The following is an 18,374-nucleotide window of genomic DNA, read 5'->3' as shown; positions in this document are numbered from 1 at the left end:
CCGTGAGCATGGCATCAGCTCCGCTACTTTCTACAAGTGGCGCTCCAAATTCGGTGGCATGGACGCCTCCCTCATGGCTCGCCTCAAAGAGCTGGAAGAGGAAAATCGTCGCCTCAAGAAAATGTATGCCGAGGAGCGCCTCAAGGCCGAGATCATCGCCGAGGCCATGGCAAAAAAGTGGTAACGCCATCTGCCCGCAGGGAGATGGCTACCAAAGCGATTTCACACTTTGCTATCTCAATCAGGCTAGCCTGCAACATCTTCAAGGTCAGCGAAGGCTGTTATCGCTATCAACCCGTGCTTGCCGATGAAAACCTGCTTATTGCGGATTGGTTGCTGCGTATCACCGACAGCCAGCGTAATTGGGGCTTTGGCCTCTGCTTCCTCTATCTACGCAATGTCAAAGGGTTTGGCTGGAACCATAAGCGGGTCTACCGGATTTATCGGGAGCTTGAACTGAACATGCGGATCAAACCCAAGAAGCGATTGGTGCGTGAAAAGCCGGACGCATTGGCCGTGCCAGACAAGCCCAATCAGTGCTGGTCGATGGATTTTATGCATGACCAGCTCAGTGATGGTCGGTCGGTGCGACTGTTTAATGTGATCGATGACTTTAATCGCGAGGCGCTGTGCATAGAGGTTGATTTTTCATTGCCTGCCTCGCGGGTCAAGCGAGCCCTGGAGCAGGTGATCGAGTGGCGTGGCAAACCAGCGATGATCCGGTGTGATAATGGCCCGGAATATATCAGCGAGGAGCTCAAGGAGTGGGCGATGAAACAGGGGATCACCTTGGGGTATATCCAACCTGGCAATCCCCAGCAGAACGCGTACATAGAGCGGTTTAACAGAACGGTGCGTTACGATTGGTTGGCTCATCACCTGTTTGGCACACTGGAGGAACTACAAGAATTTGCAACGCAATGGCTGTGGGTTTATAACCATGAACGGCCCAATATGGCGCTAGATGGCTACACACCGAAACAGCATCTGGCAAAGGCTGCATGACCTCTACTTTTGAATGCTCCTAAAAATGGGGGGATTACCCCGGGGCTGAGCCCGTCCAGCCGCAGGGAGTAGCCATGCTTGCCCAGATAGGTTTCTGCAGTGCGATAGACGCCGAGGGAACTTTGGCGGGAGTTGAGCTGGTTGGAAAAGTGTTTTGCGGCCAGTTCACCTGAGTTGCGGCCATGGCTGACCCAGGTGTGATAAAGCAGCTTGTGGCGTTTCATATCGATGACAAACAGTCTGCGCTGGGTGGATGGCTTGCTGTAATCGATGATGGTGAGAATGGGTTTGCGTTTGTGGCGCACGGTTTGATAACTGTTGAGTGCCTGACGAAAGGTCTGTTTATCCAGCTTGCCGGTCAGACCCAGCTGACGATAGAGGCTCTGATCCCAGCTGGCATCTGCCGTGCTGCTCCAGATGAGCGATATCAACAGCAGTGGCAACAACAGCCACCCGCGTTGCCAGTCTATGTTCCCGCGCGCTTGTCTCATCCGTGAATATCTCCTTGTCACTCCCTGTCAACGACGCGGATATTGCCATCAATCCGCTCGATAGTTATATGCAAGGTACTGAAAAGGCGCAATAAAAAAACCGGCCGCAGAGCGGCCGGAAGTAATTCAAACAGTAGACATTGGTATCACAGGGTATAACTGACTTCCAATTACTTAGAAGTTGTACTGCAGGGCAACCGCGACTACGTCGTCGGTGTTCTGGCCCAGAGAGTTGGTGGACTTGCCATTTACGGAGTCCAGCAGGTTCAGCTTGTAATCAACGTAGGCGTTGAAGTTCTCGGTGAAGTTGTACCAGGCACCGATAGATACGTACTCGGTGTAGGTATCATCGATACCGTGAGCGGAGTCTTTCACGTCAGTGCGCAGGTAGGCCAGAGAAGGCTTGAACTTGCCGATGGCGTACTGGGCAACGGCTTCGTAGCCATCCATCTTCTCGGCGTAACCGTTCTTGACGAACAGGTGGTCTTCACCGTGGGAGTAGGTTGCAGCCAGGTAGAGGTCGCCAGTTGCATATTTGGCACCGAAGCCTATCAGCTTGGCATCCTTGTCGCCACCGAAGGCGGCATAGCGAGCTTGCTCGTCGGTCTTGCCAGCCTGGTTATAGGCAGCACCCAGGCTCAGGCCCATATCGAAATCGTAGTTGGCAGAAACTGCGAAGCCTTCTTTGGAACCTTTCTTGTTCCAAGTAGTTTGGCCATTTACATCTTTGAAGTTGGAACGATCTGCATTCTGCGGATCATTGTTACCAGTGAACTGGGCACCCAGAGTAAGCCCCTGGTAGTTATAGATGTACTGGGCCAGACCGTTGGTACGGCCGGTGCCGAATACTTCGGTATCTTTGCCCAGGCCGTCACCGCCCCACTCAGGCAGGACGTCGGTATAGTTGTTGACGGCCTTGGTGAAGAGGCCATCCTGACGACCATAGCTGAATGCGCCGAAACGGTCGTGCTTGATGCCGGCATAGGCATAACGCAGCTCGTCGTTGTCAGAACCGGAAGTCGGCAGGTTGTACTCGGCAAAGCCGAACGCCTTCATCTCGGGAGCAATCTTGGTCTCGCCAGCAACGTGCAGACGGAAGTAGCTCTGGTCACCTTCGGAACCGTTGTCGTCAGTACCGTAGTAAGCACCTTGTGCACGGCCGCCGATTTCCAGCTTGGTATCGTTCTGGTTGTAAACGGTAGCAGCATGGGCGCCGCTCGCCAGCAGCAGGCTGGAGATGGCAATAGTCAGTGCAGACTTCTTCTATATGCGTTATTCCTCTGATGTAAACACTTCCGAACTTGTTGTCGGTTCTGTGAAATCGGAAATGGTCCGATAGCCACACGGTAGGCGTCCCAACCTTGACTGGGCCTGAATCCATCGTTGTTTAATTGAGGTGACAAGGTCGTTATCAAAACTGGGTGTGACGGTTTTTGACAAGATAAAAAGAGATTAAATTCAATGAATTATTTTCTAGTGACTTTTTTGACATCAAGGCTGTTCTGAGCAACAAGGTCGATGGCTCAAGTTGTGAGCTAGATCACGCAGGGGAGAATGGGGGCGGGGAAAAAACGTGGGGAGCCTTGCAAGGCTCCCCCCCAGTGATCAGATGGGCTTTTGCCACAGGGTCAGCAGCAGATCCTGTTCCAGTTCATTCGGGCCTTGTTGAGCGAAAGCGTGACGCTGCTCACCGGTTGCCCGCCAGCCAAGACGGCTGGTCTCCAGAATAAAGCTGCGCATGGCCTGATCCATGGTGAGGCTGAACTGGCAGCGCTGTTGAGCCACCGAATTGAGGCCGCCGAGGGTTGGCCAGCTGAGGGGGTGTTCCATGCTCACCGGATTGAGGCTGACCCGCAGTTGCCACTGATGGCGCGGGCCTGGCTGCAGATAGAGCAGATAGCCACCGGGGGCCAGCCAGCTGACCAGCTGTTCGGTCTTGACCTTGAGATCGTTGACCAGCAGCACCTGAGCAGAACCCGGTTGCAACGGCGCGCGAGCGGGATCGGCAATGACAAACTGGCCGTCCGGCTGCGCTTTTTTGGCGGCAAAGATGGTGTTCTTGGCGATATCAACCCCAGCAAACTGCCAGCCGGGTAGACGCTCTGCCAGCGCGCGGCAGTAGTAGCCTTCACCGCACCCAAGATGGATCAGCTCTTGCGGGGCAAGGGGAGAGAGCAGGGAGGCCATGGCCTCGACCAGCGGCAGTTGGTGGCCGGCTTCCAGGAAATGGTGCTTGGCGCGCATCAGGGCACGGCTGTCGCTGTCTTTGGGGTTTTTCTTGCCGGGGATGAGATCCAGATAACCTTCCGGAGCCGGATCGAAGTGATGCTTGTTGTCGCAATAGCGCCCCTGGGAGGCTTCATGAAGATGGAGCGGACTGCGGCAGCGGGGACATTGAAGGTGCATAGTAACTCTCTGGGCGAATGCCGGAACAGTGAAGGGCGTTCGGGATTATAGGGGAGAGGATCAAAAAAGGCTGCCGTAGCAGCCTTTTTTATCCCAAGGCCTCAGTCAGGCCTGCGGACGGGTCATCAGCGAGTGCCAAATACCACAATGGTCTTGCCGTGGGCAGAGATGAGCTCCTGCTCTTCCAGCATCTTCAGGATGCGGCCCACGGTTTCACGAGAGCAGCCGACGATCTGGCCGATCTCCTGACGGGTGATCTTGATCTGCATGCCATCCGGGTGGGTCATGGCATCCGGCTGTTTGGCCAGGTTGAGCAGGGTCTGGGCGATCCGGCCGGTCACATCCAGGAAGGCGAGGTTACCCACTTTCTGGCTGGTGTGTTGCAGGCGCTTGGCCATCTGGCCAGAGAGACGCATCAGAATGTCCGGGTTGACCTGGATCAGCTGGCGGAACTTCTTGTAGGAGATCTCTGCCACTTCGCAAGAGCCTTTGGCGCGAACCCAGGCGGAGCGCTCGGGGTTCTCGTTCTCCTCGAACATCCCCATCTCGCCCAGGAAATCGCCCTGGTTCAGATAGGAGAGGATCATCTCTTTGCCCTCATCGTCCTTGATCAAGACGGCCACAGTGCCCTTGACGATGTAGTAGAGGGTCTCCGCTTTTTCACCCGCATGGATCAGGGTGCTCTTGGCGGGATACTTATGAATGTGGCAGTGCGACAAGAACCATTCCAGGGTGGGATCGCTTTGCGGTTTGCCAATGACCATGAGAATTCCTCTGTAGTGTCTTTTTATGGACTTGTGCGTCCGGGCAAGCTGCCAATCTTGCCATTCCTTGTATTGGTCGCAGTAGGATAAGAGCCTTTGCCTGTGCTGACAAGGCTTTGCGGGCTTTTGACAGAGCCCTTTGAGTAATGCCTGCTGCGCCGCTTCGGCCATTCTAGGGAAGATAGAGGTCGGAGATGTTGATTTTGATCTATTTCCATCCCAACTCCCCCTGTTCGGCAGAGATAAGCGACTGGGTTATGCTAGGGATCCATCATCATGATTAACAGGAGAGAGTGCGAGATGAAAGCCAAGGTCAGCTGGGTGGAAGGGATGAAGTTTGTGGGTGAGAGTGAATCCGGTCACAAGGTGATCCTGGATGGTGCCAACCCCGGTGAGGGGGCCAGCCCGATGGAGATGATCCTGCTGGCGGTCGGTGGCTGCAGCTCCATTGATGTGGTCTCCATCCTCGAAAAAGCGCGCCAGTCGGTGACCGCATGCCATGTCGATGTCAGTGGCGAACGGGTCGATAGCGTGCCCCGGGTTTTCGAAAAGATTAATCTGCACTTCGTGGTGACAGGCAAGGGATTGGCAGAGAAACAGGTGGCCAGAGCGGTCGAGCTGTCGATGGAAAAATACTGTTCTGTTTCCCTGATGTTGGAAAAAGCGGTACAAATTACCCATAGTTATCAAATTGTTGAAGCTTGATAACGATAGTTTCGTTGGTACCCTGGCATAAGGCCGTTACGTAAGGCCACTGCACAAGGCCATGACATAAAGCCATCACATAAGGAAAGTGCAATGAAAAAATTGATCGCTCTGCTTCCCCTTTTGGGCCTGGCGGCGTGCAGCAGCCCGCAACCTACCCAGTATCAATACAGCCAATACCAGTGTGGCGAAGAGATGCTGGCCGTTACCTATGATGCCCAGGCTGACATGGTGCAGTTCCCCTATGCCGGGGTTTACCACAAGCTGGCGCGCGTTGAGTCTGAATCTGGCGCCAAATATTCCGACAGCGTCACCACTTTCTGGAATCAGGAGAAACAAGCCCTCCTCACTCAGAAAGGGGTCACACTGCTGACCTGTACGCTTAAATAAGTGACCACAGATAGCTGAAGGTGTGCAGCTTTATGTCCGGGTCTGGCCAAGGCCGGATTGGGGCAAGAGGTTGAGACCACAAAAAAAACGGCTTGCCGGGAGGCAAGCCGTTTTTCTATCCATCCATTATCACTAAACAAGCGTTAGTTGGTGGGGACGCGATTGAGCAGCTCGGCCGCGAGCTGCTGGCTGAGTGCCTGACGCTGGCTGTCTGCAATGCTCACGTCGCTGGTCAGCTGGATGATGCTGCTCCAGACCGCTTTCTGGGTTTTGCGATCGAGCAGCACGATGGCCAGCGACCCTTTGCGCTGGTTGGCCGAGGCATATACCCCGGGTGTCATGCCAAGGCGCGCGAAAATCTCGCCGTCACTCATATCCTTGCCGCCCGCGACGCAGATGGCGACCCACAGATCCGCCTCGTCGAGCGGTGCGCTTTGCCATCCCTTGCCATTGAGCTCCCGGCTTACCGCCTGCTGCATCGGCTCCAGCCACCCTTCCGCCAACTCACCGGCAAATTGATACTGTTCGGCCAGGGCGTAGCGCGGGGTTGCACCATAGGTCCAGTTGCCCATCGGGCGAACCAGCATGGTGCCGGACTCCAGCGTGGGGGCCGCCGGCCCGCTGCTGCAACCGCCAAGCAGGGCGAGCAGTGCCACAGAGAGATAAGCAAGCCGCATCGTGAACTCCTTTGAATCAGGTTATTTTGCCGGTTTCGATCAATTGCTGGATGAGCGGGCGCAGGATCAGCTCCATCGCAAAGCCCATCTTGCCGCCCGGCACCACTATGGTGTTCATCCGCGACATGAATGAACCATCGATCATCGACAGCAGGTAGGGGAAATCCACCTGCTTGATACCGCGAAACCGGATCACCAGCATACTCTCGTCCAGACTCGGGATCACCTTGGCGCTGAAGGGGTTGGAGGTATCCACCGTCGGTACTCGCTGGAAGTTGATATGGGTGCGCGAGAACTGCGGGGTGATGAAGTTGATGTAGTCATCCATGGAGCGAACGATGGAGTCGGTCACCGCCTCGCGGGAATGCCCTCGCTCCGAGGTATCGCGGATCAGCTTCTGGATCCACTCCAGGTTGACGATGGGTACCACGCCTATCAGAAAATCCACGTGGCGCGCCACATTGTGATCCTCGGTGACCACACCGCCGTGCAGCCCTTCATAAAACAGCAGATCGGTATTGCTGGGCAGATGCTGCCAGGGGGTAAAGGTGCCGGGCATCTGGTTGAAGGGCACTGCCTCGTCAAAGCTGTGCAGGTAGCGGCGATACTGGCCATTACCATCCTGCCCATAGCCCTGAAAAAAGCTCTCCAGCAGGCCGAAGTCATTGGCCTCAGGGCCAAAATAGCTGATGTGGCGCCCCTGTTCGCGCGCCTTGCGGATCGCTACATCCATTTCCGGTCGGGTGTAGCGGTGAAAACTGTCACCTTCCACCACAGCCGCGGTATATCCCAGTTGATGGAACATGGAGCGAAATGCGTTGGTGGAGGTGGAGGTGCCGGCACCGGACGAACCGGTAACAGCAATAATGGGGTGCTTGGCCGACATGGGATTCTCTCTTCCTTGGGAATTCCGTTATAAGGTCCGGATTGCGGTTGGGTCAAGACTGCTCGATGAAGCGGTCTTTCATCACGATATTCACCGATTCGTGCAGCTCGCTATAGACGATGACAGCTTTGCCTTGCTGTAATTGTTCTCTCACTGCATCGACTTTGACGCCAAGCGGGACATCCTGCTCTCCATATTCGGTTCCTTCCTGCAACACAAAGTGTTCGATCAGGTTGGTCAGGGTGTCGCCGTCCAGTTCTTGCCAGGGAATGATCATTTAAAGGTCTCACAGCAAAAGAGGTGATCGTCAGGCTATTGTTGTGTTGAATCCCGCGAATGCAATCACTTTTTACCTTTTCACCGGAGTCTGAGAGATGTTGTCTGAAGCGCAGCGCAGCGCGCCGTTAACCCTGACTGAGCATCTGGACAGCGCACGTCGAGAGGCGATTGCCCGAGGCATGGTGTGGTTCTGGTTGTTGAACTGGCTGGTGGTGTTGTTTCTTTCAATACGCTACGAGGTTTACAGTCAGGTCGGGCTCGCCAGTGATGACAGCTTGCCCTGGCGCTTTCAGAGTGAGCTGGCCCTGGTCATGGTGGTGCTATTGCTGCTACCTGTTGTCAGCCTGTTTTGTGACCATATGCAGGATCGCCTCTGGTTACGGATGGCTGCACTGGTGATGGTGCTATGGGGCGGACTCTGGACGCTGCATATCTATACGATTGGTCAGGTGGAGCTGCGGGGAGGGGTCAGCTATGCCAACGGGATCATGCGGCTCAACCTGCTGGCTGCGCTCATCGCGTTTTATCCCGATCGCAAGGTTTTTTATGGCTATCTCTTGGGCCCGATGACGGTGGGTGTGGGGTTGGAACTCTTTTTACGCGTCGATTTTCCCCAGATCTACCTGCTTGGCGTGTTGTTTGGCGTGATTGCGCTGGAGGTCGGCCGCCGCATGCTGCACCGCTGGTTTGAGTTGGCGATCATGCGGGAGCATGAAAATCTGACGCTGCTACGCCAACTTGATCAGCTCGCCAAGCAAGATCCTCTGACCGGTGTCGCCAACCGGCGGCATTTCAATATCGAGTTGGATCGCGCGTTGGCCCATAGCCAGGAGAGCGGCGCTCCGCTATCGCTCATCCTGATCGATGTGGACTATTTCAAGCGCTTCAACGACCACTACGGCCATCAGGTGGGAGATATGTGTCTCAAGGAGGTGGCACAAGCGCTCAACCGTGCGGTACGCACGCCATCTGATCTGGTTGCCCGCTATGGCGGGGAAGAGTTTGTGCTGCTGCTGCTCAATACCGACCGTCAGGCGGCGGCCAGCGTGGCGCAGCGGCTGCAAGATGGCCTGGCCAGCCTGCAGCTGGAGCATCTGGCGTCCGATGTTGCCCCCTGGGTGACGGTGAGTCAGGGGATTGCCAGCAATGTCTCCGGCGAAGGGGCGAGCCAGTTGCTGGAGCGGGCCGATCAGGCGCTCTATCGGGCCAAGGAGTTGGGACGCAATCAGTTCTGTGTTGCAGAGTGACTCTGTTCGGCAATCCAGCGACTGATCCGTTCATCCAGCCAAAACCGTGGCCGCCAGGGCGTGCCGTGCAGAAAGCCGACATGGCCGCCGCGCTGGCTCAGCTCATAGCGCACCGTGGGCGAGAGTTGCTCTGGCCGGGGAATGACCGCGTGTGACATAAAGGGATCGTCGGCGGCGTGCAGGATAAGGGTAGGGATGGGGATTTGAGCCAGCAGCGGTAGTCCCGAGCAGCTCTGGTAGTAGTGGTTGGCGCTGTGAAAGCCATGCAGCGGCGCGGTAACCAGCTCGTCAAAATCGCGCAGGGTGGCAATCTGCTCCACTTGTCGAGGTTGCCAGCGTTCACTCGCTTTCTGCTGCTGGCTGATTTTGTTGAGCAGGTTGCGGCGCATGGTGCGCAGCAGATAGTTCTGATAGACCTTCGAGAAGCCCTGATTGACCCGCTCGGCGCAGCTCGCCAGTTGCAGCGGGGCCGAGACCACCACCGCCGCTTTCAATGCCGCAGGACAGCCCCGCGCCAGCAGATTGACCAGCATATTGCCACCCAGTGAAAAGCCGATGGCGATCAGCGGTTTGCCCGGGAAGCGCTGGCTCAGCTCGGCAATCAGCTCCTGCGCATCACCGATGGCGCCGGAGTGATAGGCCTGCAGGTGGCGATTGGGCTCGCCACTGCAACCGCGAAAGTGCATCAGCACGGCCTCTCTGCCCTCTTGCTGCAGGTGGGCGAACAATCCCTTGGCGTAGTGGGAGTGAATGCTTCCCTCCAGCCCGTGAAACACCACTATCAGCGGCCGTTCATCAAGGCTGACTTCCCCGCTCCAGGCGAGGTCGACAAAGTCCCCATCCTGCAGTTCAAACCGCTCCGCCACAAAACGGGCAGGGGGGCGGCGCAGCCATTTGGGCAATATGGTCTGCAGATGAGGATTGCGTGCCCACCAGGGGGCGTGGAAGTGGCTCTCGGTCAGCATGGGGTCAGTCGGTCTGGGTCGAAGATAAGGAGGACGGGAGGCGTGTTCCTCCCGCCAGTCATTGGCTTATTTCAGCAGGCGATCGTGATGTTCGGCACCGCGCAGCATGGCCTGGATCAGCTCATTGGCTTCGAATTTGGTCAGCGCCTCATGAGCACCCACCTGATGGGCTCGCTCCACACTGATCTCGCTGGAGAGGGAGGTGTGCAGGATGATGTAGGCCCCTGCCAGTTTGCTGTCGCTCTGTACCTCGAAGGCCAGCTCGTAGCCATCAAGCCCCGGCATCTCGATATCGCTCACCAGAATGTCGATGGGGGTCTTCTGGCTCGCCCGCGTTTGCATCAGGGTCAGTGCATCCTTGCCATTGGTGCAGACTTCATAGGGGATATTGATGTAGTCGAGGGCGGCCATCAGCTGACGGCGGGCGACCGAAGAGTCATCAACCAGCAGGATCCGCATCGGCTTGATCCGTTCCCGCTGCACATCGGTTAGCACCGGATAGAGGTGGCTCGGATCGTCCGGATAGACCCGGGAGAGGATCAGCTCCACATCCAGCAGCTGGATCAGCTGGTCATTGACCCGGGTCACGCCGGTTACGAAGACATTGTGGCCGAGTGAGGCGGGGGGCGATTCGATATCGCGCCAGTTGCACTCGGTGATCTTGTCGATGCCCCGTACCAGAAAGCCCACCAGGGTACGGCGGCAGTCGGTAATGATGATGAAGCAGTGGGGCATCTCCTCCTTGCTGATGGGGCGATAGCCCACCGCCATCGCCATGTCGATCACCGGAATGGTGGAGCCGCGCATATTGGCAGCTCCCAACACGGTCGGGTGCGAGTGGGGCATTGCCGTCAGCTGGGTGTAGGGCACTATCTCCTTCACCTTGAGGGTACCGATGGCAAAGGATTGTTTGGCTGAAAGGTGAAACAGCAACATGCCCTGTGATTGATTGGCTTTGCTCGTCATGGCAGATGTCCTGTTGGTCGAAACGTTGGCAGTCACTTCAGGCCTCTAGCATAAAGGATTACGGGGGGAATGGCCCTTCCTTGTTAACGACCATCTGGCAAAAAACTGGACTCATTCAGCCAATTTCGTTGGCGCACTCACATCGGCGTCCGGTTATTGATCGCCATCCTCGCCAGCGCCCCACTGCTGGCAGGCAGCTTGCAATGCGGCCTCATCGGCATAACCCAGCTTGCTGGCCACCTGCGCGGGTTTGCTGCCGCCCTTGAGCAATCTGAGCGCCTGCAGCAGTTGCCACTGTTGTTGCAATTCACTCCCTTCCACCGGCGCATCGGCTTGTTGTGCCCACAGTTGCAGAGACTCCGGTTGGCCATTGGCCAGCGCTTGCCAGCAGGCTTGCAGCTCACCGTGACCCTGCTGGCTGATGGCGCACTGTTGCAGTTCATCCAGGATCACCTGCAGTCGCTGACCGTAGGCGCCTTGCCACTCTTTCGGACGTTGCCACCGGGCCAGCGAGTCGAGCAGGGCATCGAGCAGCGGGGTGGTCTGCAGCCAGCCAGCCTGCTGCGGCTGAGCCACGCGCAAAGAGACATTCAGCTGATCGTACTCGCAACCGCTGAGGGGGCTGAAGGCCGCGAGGGCATCGGCGCAGAGCCAGAAGCTGCTGCCTGCCGGCAGCAACAGCTCATGTTGGCCCAGTCTCAGCAGCGCGGCGCCCCGGGTGATCCGCAACAGCTGCCCGACCGGAGTTCGTTTGCGGTTGCCGGCGTGCAGGCCCTGGCAGGAAAAATGGTGATACTCGATGGCGTGATGCATGTAAAAACCCTGATATGATGCTGCCTGGAGGTAACAAATATGGAAACCAGACGTAAAAAACGCTTCATTGCCGGTGCAGTCTGCCCGGCGTGCGGCAAGTTGGACAACATGATGCTGTATCTGGAGCATGGAGTCGAGAAGGTGACCTGTGTCGCCTGTGGCGATACCCAGGTACAAACGCCTGCCGAGGTCGACAAGCAGACTCGCGAGGCGGAAGAGGTGATCGGGGTGTTTCGCCCCTGATAAGGGAACGGCGGGTGGAATGCGGGTCTCCTTGCTGACGCTGTTGCCGTTTTTTTCGTCACTCAGTGGCGCCGCACGGCATATGCGCGGCCCGCTTTTTAGGGTATTCTGAGCCCGTTTTTTTCTATCCGCAGGATCCTGACATGAAAGTAGCTCCTCTGAGCGTGGTTACGCTGGAATACACAGTCACCGACGAGCACGGTGAAGTCATCGACAGCACTGTCGGCAAAGAGCCGCTGGTCTATCTGCACGGCACCCGTTACCTGGTCTCAGGCCTGGAAGCCGAGCTGGAAGGTCGCGCGGTAGGTGAAGCCTTCGAAGTGACTCTGGCACCGAGCCAGGCCTACGGCGAATATGATGAGACCCTGGTACAAGAAGTACCGGGCGAGCTGTTCGACGGCATGGAAGTCTCCGAAGGGGATACTTTTGTGGCTGAAACCGACGATGGCCACCGTCCGGTGACCGTGGTTGAAGTGTCCGAAGAGTTCGTCAAAGTGGATGGCAACCATCCGCTGGCTGGTGTGACTCTGGGCTTCAAGGTCGAGATCAAGGACGTGCGTGCTGCCACTGCCGAAGAGCTGGCTCACGGCCACGTTCACGGTGCCGGTGGTTGCGGTCACGATCACGGTCATGACCACGATCACGGCGGCTGCTGTGGCGGTCATGGTCACGACCATGATGAGGATCACGGCCAGGGCGGTTGCTGTGGCGGTGCTGGCCACGGTCACGATCATGGCCACGACCACGGTGATGACCATGGTCACGGCGGCTGCTGCGGTGGCGGCGGTTGTGGTGGCAAGGGCCATCACCACTGATCACGGCCATGCCGATGATAAGAAATCTGCCGTAGGAGTCATACCGAGCAATTAATGCTCATTAATTGCTCCTCCTTGGATGATGAAATCCGAAGCCGGTTGTTCTGGCTTCGGATTTTTTATGTCTGTCAAATAGGCTCGCGGCTTTTCCCAAGCTAACAGGGGCGCTTATTTTTGGTTAATGCTCAACATTATTCCCTCTCGGTTCCGCGATGGGGCTTTTGTGCGTAGAGCAAACGTCATCTTCAAACGAGTCATCAAATAGGTGTCATCATCAGCACAATATGACCAAGTTACTTCATGCCCCAACAGCTATAACGAGCCAGCGTCAGTCTCTATTTGGTCTCGTTGTGCCCATAAAAAAATAGCCAGTCAGGCTTAACTGACTGGCTATTGCCTAGTGACTAACTGATAGGCGCGAAGCCTTACAGCTGCTCGATACCGACGATATGCCAGGGGGCATTGTTCTTGGCCAGATCGCGCTCGAGGTGCCACACCTCTTTGATGTCTTCTTCGACCTGCTCCTGACGGTCCATGTAGCGGCCGCTGAAGCGTACGCTCACCTGAGCCCAGTCGCTGCCGTAGTCGGCGCGTACCAGCTGGGTATCCACATACATTACTTCCGTATGCTGGTCGCCAGTCAGTTCGGCGCGCTCGGTTTTGAGCTGCTCAAACAGCTCGGGGCTGACGTACTCGCGCACCTTTTCCAGATCGTTCTTGTTCCATGCCTCTTGCAGGGTGCGATAGTGATCACGGGCACCGGCCAGGAAGCTGTTCATGTCAAAGCCTGGCGGCAGGCGGAACGGCACGTCGCTGTCGGCAAAGCCGGTGGCTTGCGGTGCGCTGTTGCTCTGCTCAAACTGCTGCGTGGCCGCGGATTGCGGTGGCTGATAGCCCGCATAGGCCGCCTGTTGTGGCTGTGGCGTCGCGACCTTGCCCTTGCGCAGGGTACGGATCAGGAAGACTGCCCCCAGCGCCAGCAGGGCGATCAGCAGGAAGTCCATTCCTTGCAGACCTTCAAAGGCACCGCTGCCCAGCAGGTAGGCAAACAGGCCGCCAGCCAGCAGGCCGCCCAGCAGGCCACCCATCATGCCGCTCTTTTTCGGCGGAGTCTGGGCATTCAGTGTCGGATTCTTGTTGTCGACCGGTTTGGCCGCAGGCTGGGCCGGCGCAGTTTTGTAACTTTTACCAAAGGATTTGCCGCCGCCAAATTTCTTGGCTTCGGCGTGAGGTGCCCCCAGGCCAATGGCCAGGATCACGGCAAACAGGGTCAGCATCTTTTTCATTTTGACTCTTTTCACTCTCGTCTGTGGGTGGGGCATGCTCTGCTTTGGCAAGCTCAGCAAGGCGCATGGCAGGCTGCCTGTCCCTAATTGTGTCGCAGCTTGTATTCATCAATATCACCTCTGGCATGAATTATTCATGAACGAGGTAGCCGCGATGCGGCGTCAAACAAGAGGAGTAAACCGGATGAAAAGCAGAAGATTGAGTCGCAAGGAGCGCAAAATGCGAAGCAAAATCAAAATGGTCAAGGTAGAGCAGACTCTGGTTTGGCCCTTTATGATGGTATGAGCCGCCAGATAGGGCTCGCCGTAGTTGGCTTTCTTTTGTAAAATTCCCGTCCCCTTCCCGCTGCGGTTTTTATGTGTATGGCAGAGCAAGTGACGGCGAAAAAAGACGCCAAGACACAACAGCTGAAAGTTCCTCCCCACTCTTTTGAGGCCGAACAGTCCGTACTGGGCGGCCTGATGCTGGATAACGATGCCTGGGATCGGGTTGCCGAACGGGTTATCGATCAGGATTTCTACAGCCGTCCGCACCGGTTGATCTTCCAGGCCATGACCCGCCTCTCCAACGCGGGCAACCCCATCGACCTCATCACCCTGCAGGAGGAGCTGGAACGCTCCGAACAGCTGGAAGAGGCGGGTGGCTTCGCCTACCTGGTGGAGATCGCCAAGAACACCCCGAGTGCCGCCAACATCAACGCCTACGCCGAAATCGTGCGCGAGCGGGCGGTCGTACGGGAAATGATCTCGGTCGCCAACGAGATAGTCGAAGCAGGCTACGAGCCACAGGGCCGTACCTCCGGCGATCTGCTGGATCTTGCCGAGAGCAAGGTATTCAAGATTGCCGAGCAGCGCACCAGCGCCAACGAGGGGCCCCAGCCCCTGAAGCTCATCCTCGAGCAGACCGTCGACAAGATTGAAGAGCTGTTCAAGACCCCCCACAACGGGGTGACCGGTGTATCGAGCGGTTACAACGATCTCGACAAGATGACCGCTGGTTTGCAGCGTTCGGACTTGATCATCGTGGCTGCCCGTCCCTCCATGGGCAAGACCACCTTTGCCATGAACCTCTGCGAGCATGCGGCCCTCACTGCCGACAAGCCGGTGCTTATCTTCTCGCTGGAGATGCCCTCCGAGCAGATCATCATGCGTATGCTTGCCTCTGTGGGGCGTATCGACCAGACCAAGGTGCGTACCGGTCAGCTCGACGACGAGGATTGGGCACGCCTCTCCTCCACCATGGGATTGCTGCTGGAGAAGGGCAAGATGTATATCGATGACGCCTCCGGCCTCACCCCGACCGATGTACGTTCCCGTGCCCGTCGGGTGGCGCGCGAGCATGGCGGCCTATCCATGATCATGGTGGACTACCTGCAGCTGATGCGGGTCCCAGCGCTCTCCGATAACCGGACCCTGGAGATCGGCGAGATCTCCCGTTCCCTCAAGGCGCTGGCGAAAGAGCTGCAGTGCCCTGTGGTGGCGCTCTCCCAGCTCAACCGAAGCCTGGAACAGCGGGCCGACAAGCGCCCGGTCAACTCTGACCTTCGTGAATCTGGCTCCATCGAGCAGGATGCGGATTTGATCATGTTTATCTATCGTGATGAGGTTTATCACGATGACAGTCCGGACAAGGGGATTGCCGAGATTATCATCGGCAAGCAGCGTAACGGCCCTATCGGAAGAGTGCGCCTCACCTTCCAGGGTCAGTTCTCCCGGTTCGACAACTATGCCGGTCCGGCGTTTGACGACGATTATTGATAAGTAACAATCATGGCAATCCTGTGGTCAGGATTGCCACCACCGCTCTGACCCGCTTGCCATTCACTGCAAGGCAGCCCGTCAGAGCCTGTTTTCCCGGTTCGACAATTATGCCGGTCCGGCCTTCGACGACGATAAGTGAGTGGCGGTCTTCTGCCCGATGAGGGGGAGACCATTTGTGCCCTCGTAAGGGAAAACCATGAAAGCGGCTACTGCCCAAATCAACACTGCGGCCTTGCGCCACAACCTCGCCGTGGTCAAGCGCCACGCTCCCGCTTGTAAGATCATCGCTGTGGTCAAGGCCAACGCCTATGGCCACGGACTGCTGCCGGTCGCCCGCACCCTGGTGGATGCGGATGCCTATGCGGTGGCCCGAATCGAAGAGGCGCTGATGCTGCGCTCCTGCGCCGTGGTCAAACCCATCGTGCTGCTGGAGGGCTTCTTCTCTGCCGACGATCTGCCGGTGCTGGCGGCCAACAATCTGCAGACGGCGGTTCACACCTGGGAGCAGCTCGAAGCGCTGGAGCAGGTCGAGCTGCCAGCCCCCGTGGTGGCCTGGCTCAAGCTCGACACCGGCATGCACCGCCTCGGGGTGCGTGCCGACGAGATGCCCGCCTTTATCGAACGACTCGGCAAGTGCAAGAACGTGGTGCAGCCGTTCAACATCATGACCCACTTCAGCCGCTCCGATGAGCTGGAGCAGCCCACTACCCGCGAGCAGATCGATCTCTTTAGCCGCCTGACGGCGCCGCTGGCGGGTGACCGGGCCATGGCCAACTCGGCGGGCATTCTGGCCTGGCCAGACTCCCACTGCGACTGGGTTCGCCCTGGCGTCATCCTCTATGGCGTGTCGCCCTTCCCCAACACGGTGGCGGCCGATTACGACCTGCAGCCGGTGATGACCTTGAAGACCCAGCTGATTGCGGTGCGGGATCACAAGGCGGGCGAGCCGGTGGGCTATGGCGCCAACTGGGTGTCGGATCGCGATACTCGGCTCGGGGTGATCGCCATCGGCTACGGTGACGGTTATCCGCGCATGGCGCCCAATGGCACTTCCGTGCTGATCAACGGCCGCATCGTGCCGCTGGTGGGGCGTGTCTCCATGGATATGAGCACGGTGGATCTTGGGCCCGGCGCCACCGACAAGGCCGGTGACGAGGCGGTGCTGTGGGGCGAGGGGTTGCCGGTGGAGCGGGTGGCCGACGAGATTGGCACCATCCCCTACGAACTCATCACCAAGCTCACCTCCCGCGTCTTTATGGAATACGTCTGATGTGGCAGCAGTGCCTGCTGATGTTGAAGCCCCGTTCGCGGGGCTTTCATCTGGTGACGGACGAGCTGGTGGCCAAACTGCCGATGCTGGCGGATTACCGAGTCGGCATGGCGCACCTGCTGCTGCAACACACCTCCGCCTCGCTCACCCTCAACGAGAACTGCGACCCCAGCGTGCGCAGCGATATGGAGGCCCATCTGCACCGGCTGGCGCCGGAGGATGCCCCCTACTATCGCCACACCTATGAGGGGCCGGATGACATGCCCGCCCATATCAAATCCTCCCTGCTCGGGGTGAGCCTGCTGCTGCCAGTTCGCGAAGGTCAGTTGGCGCTCGGCACCTGGCAGGGGATCTGGCTTGGCGAGCATCGCATCGATGGTGGCGCCCGCAAGGTGCTGGTGACCCTGCAGGGTGAGTAATCAGACTGCAACCAGCTGAAAGATGAAGATAAAAAAGAGGGATGGCGCCGAGCCATCCCTCTTTTGTTTCTACGTTGCTGTGAGCCATCTGCCTGCAAGTGGTTCGGCGCTCTTCGTGGCTCAGCCGACCTTGAAGGGGGTCAGCTCGGCCAGCGGGGCGGCGTCCATAAAGGCTTGCGGCTCCTGACCCTGTTTGAAGATCTTGAAATCCTGCTCGCGGGCGCTCCAGTACTCAACGGTATCGCCGCTGATCTGCAGCAGGCTCGCTTCGCGCAGGGCCACCACATATTCGCTCGGGTTGATGGCGCAGAACTCGGCCAGACGCTCGTCGCGGGTCTCGCCCATGTGGCCGCTGATGCTGGCGTCCAGATAGTGCGGGTTGATCTGCAGCGGGAACAGGCCCAGCGCGGGCAGCACGGCGGCGTTGCAGACCGGCATGTCGTTGGTGGTGCGGATGCTCGGGGTCGCCACGTTGCAACCGGCGCTCCAGCCCACATAAGGGACACCCCGCTCACGCACGGCGCGCTGGATCGGCACGATCAGGCCATTCTCATGCAGCAGCTGATTCAGGCGCCAGGTGTTGCCGCCACTGATAAAGATGGCGTCGGCCTGATTGACGGCCGCGACCGGATCATCGAAGTGATGAATGCTGATGGTCTCGATCCCGAGGCTCTCGGTAAGTTCGTTGGCACGGGCATCCCAGTCGCTGCGGATCACCGCGTAGGGGATGAGCAGGATGCGCTTGACCTGTTTGCGAGCCAGCAGGCTTTGAACCCGATCCCGGGCCCAGCCGAGCAGACCCGGAAATTCGTTGGCTTTACCATTGCTAAGCAGAAGCAGTTCCATCAAATCGTTCCTCAAAAAGTGAAAGCGGAGGAGGGAGGGCCACCGGATCCGCCGTGCGGCCGGATGGCAAGAGGAGGCATGCTACCACCATTGGCGCGGCGGTTCTGTGATCGCGAGGCCCATTCAACGGCCATGGAGGC

The 18,374-nt window shown here is 57.9% G+C and carries 20 protein-coding genes and 1 pseudogene; 9 read left to right on the top strand and 12 right to left on the bottom strand.

All coding sequences use genetic code 11. The features are described 5' to 3' along the window. Positions 1-1,005, top strand: a protein-coding gene (locus AB5Y97_RS18920; RefSeq protein WP_368157858.1) for an IS3 family transposase whose coding sequence is annotated in 2 segments (ribosomal slippage) — positions 1-170 and positions 170-1,005 — 1,006 coding nt annotated over the 2 segments. Because the reading frame shifts where the segments join, the coding sequence is not laid out codon by codon here. This gene is flagged as partial in the annotation. Between the two features lie 38 nt (positions 1,006-1,043). Here AB5Y97_RS18920 and AB5Y97_RS18915 read toward each other — a convergent pair. From AB5Y97_RS18915 to crp, 4 genes and pseudogenes are all read right to left on the bottom strand, one after another. After that, positions 1,044-1,496, bottom strand: a pseudogene (locus tag AB5Y97_RS18915) (murein L,D-transpeptidase catalytic domain family protein); the annotation flags it as partial. Between the two features lie 174 nt (positions 1,497-1,670). Continuing rightward, positions 1,671-2,741: a porin gene (locus AB5Y97_RS18910; protein WP_180993663.1), complete on the bottom strand. Its 1,071-nt coding sequence runs from the start codon at positions 2,739-2,741 to the stop codon at positions 1,671-1,673. A 360-nt stretch (positions 2,742-3,101) separates the two neighbouring features. Then, a complete protein-coding gene (locus AB5Y97_RS18905; protein ID WP_236303090.1) occupies positions 3,102-3,902 on the bottom strand; it encodes a putative RNA methyltransferase in 801 nt (266 codons plus the stop codon). A 125-nt stretch (positions 3,903-4,027) separates the two neighbouring features. Next, positions 4,028-4,666, bottom strand: a complete 639-nt coding sequence (gene crp / locus AB5Y97_RS18900; protein WP_005335304.1) for a cAMP-activated global transcriptional regulator CRP — start codon at positions 4,664-4,666, stop codon at positions 4,028-4,030. A 300-nt stretch (positions 4,667-4,966) separates the two neighbouring features. On the opposite strand from crp, the gene AB5Y97_RS18895 reads away from it, so the two are divergent. Further along, a complete protein-coding gene (locus AB5Y97_RS18895; RefSeq protein WP_019446908.1) occupies positions 4,967-5,371 on the top strand; it encodes an OsmC family protein in 405 nt (134 codons plus the stop codon). Positions 5,372-5,464: 93 nt separating this feature from the next. Next, on the top strand, positions 5,465-5,761 hold the full coding sequence (locus tag AB5Y97_RS18890; RefSeq protein WP_043820839.1) for an MliC family protein: 297 nt from the start codon (positions 5,465-5,467) through the stop codon (positions 5,759-5,761). A gap of 143 nt (positions 5,762-5,904) precedes the next feature. On the opposite strand, the gene AB5Y97_RS18885 is transcribed toward AB5Y97_RS18890, so the two are convergent. The 3 genes from AB5Y97_RS18885 to AB5Y97_RS18875 are packed head-to-tail and all read right to left on the bottom strand — an operon-like array spanning position 5,905 to position 7,601. Beyond that, positions 5,905-6,438 (bottom strand): DUF4136 domain-containing protein, encoded by a 534-nt coding sequence (locus AB5Y97_RS18885; protein ID WP_368158744.1) that lies wholly within the window; start codon positions 6,436-6,438, stop codon positions 5,905-5,907. A gap of 16 nt (positions 6,439-6,454) precedes the next feature. Then, positions 6,455-7,324, bottom strand: a complete 870-nt coding sequence (locus AB5Y97_RS18880) for a phosphoribulokinase (RefSeq protein ID WP_005335299.1) — start codon at positions 7,322-7,324, stop codon at positions 6,455-6,457. Between the two features lie 52 nt (positions 7,325-7,376). Then, the gene (locus tag AB5Y97_RS18875) at positions 7,377-7,601 is read right to left on the bottom strand and encodes a YheU family protein (protein ID WP_005335298.1); all 225 of its coding nucleotides are present in this window, start codon (positions 7,599-7,601) and stop codon (positions 7,377-7,379) included. Positions 7,602-7,698: 97 nt separating this feature from the next. Between AB5Y97_RS18875 and AB5Y97_RS18870 the strand changes: the two genes are divergently transcribed. Further along, a complete protein-coding gene (locus AB5Y97_RS18870) occupies positions 7,699-8,850 on the top strand; it encodes a membrane-associated sensor domain-containing protein (RefSeq protein ID WP_368158742.1) in 1,152 nt (383 codons plus the stop codon). Here the strand turns inward: AB5Y97_RS18870 and AB5Y97_RS18865 are convergent. From AB5Y97_RS18865 to AB5Y97_RS18855, 3 genes are all read right to left on the bottom strand, one after another. Beyond that, on the bottom strand, positions 8,829-9,815 hold the full coding sequence (locus AB5Y97_RS18865) for a hydrolase (RefSeq protein ID WP_108540033.1): 987 nt from the start codon (positions 9,813-9,815) through the stop codon (positions 8,829-8,831). The genes AB5Y97_RS18870 and AB5Y97_RS18865 overlap by 22 nt on opposite strands. A 66-nt stretch (positions 9,816-9,881) precedes the next feature. After that, complete coding sequence (locus tag AB5Y97_RS18860) at positions 9,882-10,781, bottom strand: chemotaxis protein (protein ID WP_005335289.1); 900 nt, start codon at positions 10,779-10,781, stop codon at positions 9,882-9,884. A gap of 153 nt (positions 10,782-10,934) precedes the next feature. After that, positions 10,935-11,594: a hypothetical protein gene (locus AB5Y97_RS18855; RefSeq protein ID WP_201947577.1), complete on the bottom strand. Its 660-nt coding sequence runs from the start codon at positions 11,592-11,594 to the stop codon at positions 10,935-10,937. Positions 11,595-11,633: 39 nt separating this feature from the next. On the opposite strand from AB5Y97_RS18855, the gene AB5Y97_RS18850 reads away from it, so the two are divergent. Continuing rightward, positions 11,634-11,837 (top strand): YheV family putative zinc ribbon protein, encoded by a 204-nt coding sequence (locus AB5Y97_RS18850; RefSeq protein ID WP_005335287.1) that lies wholly within the window; start codon positions 11,634-11,636, stop codon positions 11,835-11,837. Positions 11,838-11,980: 143 nt separating this feature from the next. After that, on the top strand, positions 11,981-12,652 hold the full coding sequence (slyD, locus tag AB5Y97_RS18845; protein ID WP_005348264.1) for a peptidylprolyl isomerase: 672 nt from the start codon (positions 11,981-11,983) through the stop codon (positions 12,650-12,652). A gap of 425 nt (positions 12,653-13,077) precedes the next feature. Here slyD and AB5Y97_RS18840 read toward each other — a convergent pair whose 3' ends face one another. After that, positions 13,078-13,938, bottom strand: a complete 861-nt coding sequence (locus tag AB5Y97_RS18840) for a Tim44 domain-containing protein (protein WP_201972867.1) — start codon at positions 13,936-13,938, stop codon at positions 13,078-13,080. 363 nt (positions 13,939-14,301) lie between these two features. Here AB5Y97_RS18840 and dnaB point away from each other — a divergent pair, with 363 nt between their 5' ends. From dnaB to AB5Y97_RS18825, 3 genes are all read left to right on the top strand, one after another. Next, positions 14,302-15,696, top strand: a complete 1,395-nt coding sequence (gene dnaB / locus AB5Y97_RS18835; protein WP_026035132.1) for a replicative DNA helicase — start codon at positions 14,302-14,304, stop codon at positions 15,694-15,696. 199 nt (positions 15,697-15,895) lie between these two features. Then, positions 15,896-16,969 carry an alanine racemase gene (alr, locus tag AB5Y97_RS18830; RefSeq protein ID WP_368158740.1) on the top strand — a complete coding sequence of 358 codons (1,074 nt, stop codon included), beginning with the start codon at positions 15,896-15,898 and terminating at the stop codon, positions 16,967-16,969. Further along, positions 16,969-17,388: a secondary thiamine-phosphate synthase enzyme YjbQ gene (locus tag AB5Y97_RS18825; RefSeq protein ID WP_368158738.1), complete on the top strand. Its 420-nt coding sequence runs from the start codon at positions 16,969-16,971 to the stop codon at positions 17,386-17,388. The genes alr and AB5Y97_RS18825 overlap by 1 nt, the downstream gene beginning before the upstream one ends. Before the next feature lie 120 nt (positions 17,389-17,508). On the opposite strand, the gene pepE is transcribed toward AB5Y97_RS18825, so the two are convergent. After that, positions 17,509-18,234, bottom strand: a complete 726-nt coding sequence (gene pepE / locus AB5Y97_RS18820; RefSeq protein WP_123172462.1) for a dipeptidase PepE — start codon at positions 18,232-18,234, stop codon at positions 17,509-17,511. Positions 18,235-18,374: the final 140 nt, after the last annotated feature.

It is taken from the genome of Aeromonas sp. R10-2 (assembly GCF_040908445.1).
Classification (GTDB): Bacteria; Pseudomonadota; Gammaproteobacteria; order Enterobacterales; family Aeromonadaceae; genus Aeromonas; species Aeromonas veronii.
Note: the sequence above shows the minus strand (reverse complement) of the source record. Positions and strands in the feature narration are given on the sequence as shown.

Bases quoted from the DNA above. Each gene is read 5' to 3' on its own strand.
- AB5Y97_RS18905 (WP_236303090.1), bottom strand. From the start codon at position 3,902: ATGCACCTTCAATGTCCCCGCTGCCGCAGTCCGCTCCATCTTCATGAA.
- crp (WP_005335304.1), bottom strand. From the start codon at position 4,666: ATGGTCATTGGCAAACCGCAAAGCGATCCCACCCTGGAATGGTTCTTG.
- AB5Y97_RS18895 (WP_019446908.1), top strand. From the start codon at position 4,967: ATGAAAGCCAAGGTCAGCTGGGTGGAAGGGATGAAGTTTGTGGGTGAG.
- AB5Y97_RS18890 (WP_043820839.1), top strand. From the start codon at position 5,465: ATGAAAAAATTGATCGCTCTGCTTCCCCTTTTGGGCCTGGCGGCGTGC.
- AB5Y97_RS18885 (WP_368158744.1), bottom strand. From the start codon at position 6,438: ATGCGGCTTGCTTATCTCTCTGTGGCACTGCTCGCCCTGCTTGGCGGT.
- AB5Y97_RS18880 (WP_005335299.1), bottom strand. From the start codon at position 7,324: ATGTCGGCCAAGCACCCCATTATTGCTGTTACCGGTTCGTCCGGTGCC.
- AB5Y97_RS18875 (WP_005335298.1), bottom strand. From the start codon at position 7,601: ATGATCATTCCCTGGCAAGAACTGGACGGCGACACCCTGACCAACCTG.
- AB5Y97_RS18870 (WP_368158742.1), top strand. From the start codon at position 7,699: ATGTTGTCTGAAGCGCAGCGCAGCGCGCCGTTAACCCTGACTGAGCAT.
- AB5Y97_RS18865 (WP_108540033.1), bottom strand. From the start codon at position 9,815: ATGCTGACCGAGAGCCACTTCCACGCCCCCTGGTGGGCACGCAATCCT.
- AB5Y97_RS18860 (WP_005335289.1), bottom strand. From the start codon at position 10,781: ATGACGAGCAAAGCCAATCAATCACAGGGCATGTTGCTGTTTCACCTT.
- AB5Y97_RS18855 (WP_201947577.1), bottom strand. From the start codon at position 11,594: ATGCATCACGCCATCGAGTATCACCATTTTTCCTGCCAGGGCCTGCAC.
- AB5Y97_RS18850 (WP_005335287.1), top strand. From the start codon at position 11,634: ATGGAAACCAGACGTAAAAAACGCTTCATTGCCGGTGCAGTCTGCCCG.
- slyD (WP_005348264.1), top strand. From the start codon at position 11,981: ATGAAAGTAGCTCCTCTGAGCGTGGTTACGCTGGAATACACAGTCACC.
- AB5Y97_RS18840 (WP_201972867.1), bottom strand. From the start codon at position 13,938: ATGAAAAAGATGCTGACCCTGTTTGCCGTGATCCTGGCCATTGGCCTG.
- dnaB (WP_026035132.1), top strand. From the start codon at position 14,302: ATGGCAGAGCAAGTGACGGCGAAAAAAGACGCCAAGACACAACAGCTG.
- alr (WP_368158740.1), top strand. From the start codon at position 15,896: ATGAAAGCGGCTACTGCCCAAATCAACACTGCGGCCTTGCGCCACAAC.
- AB5Y97_RS18825 (WP_368158738.1), top strand. From the start codon at position 16,969: ATGTGGCAGCAGTGCCTGCTGATGTTGAAGCCCCGTTCGCGGGGCTTT.
- pepE (WP_123172462.1), bottom strand. From the start codon at position 18,234: ATGGAACTGCTTCTGCTTAGCAATGGTAAAGCCAACGAATTTCCGGGT.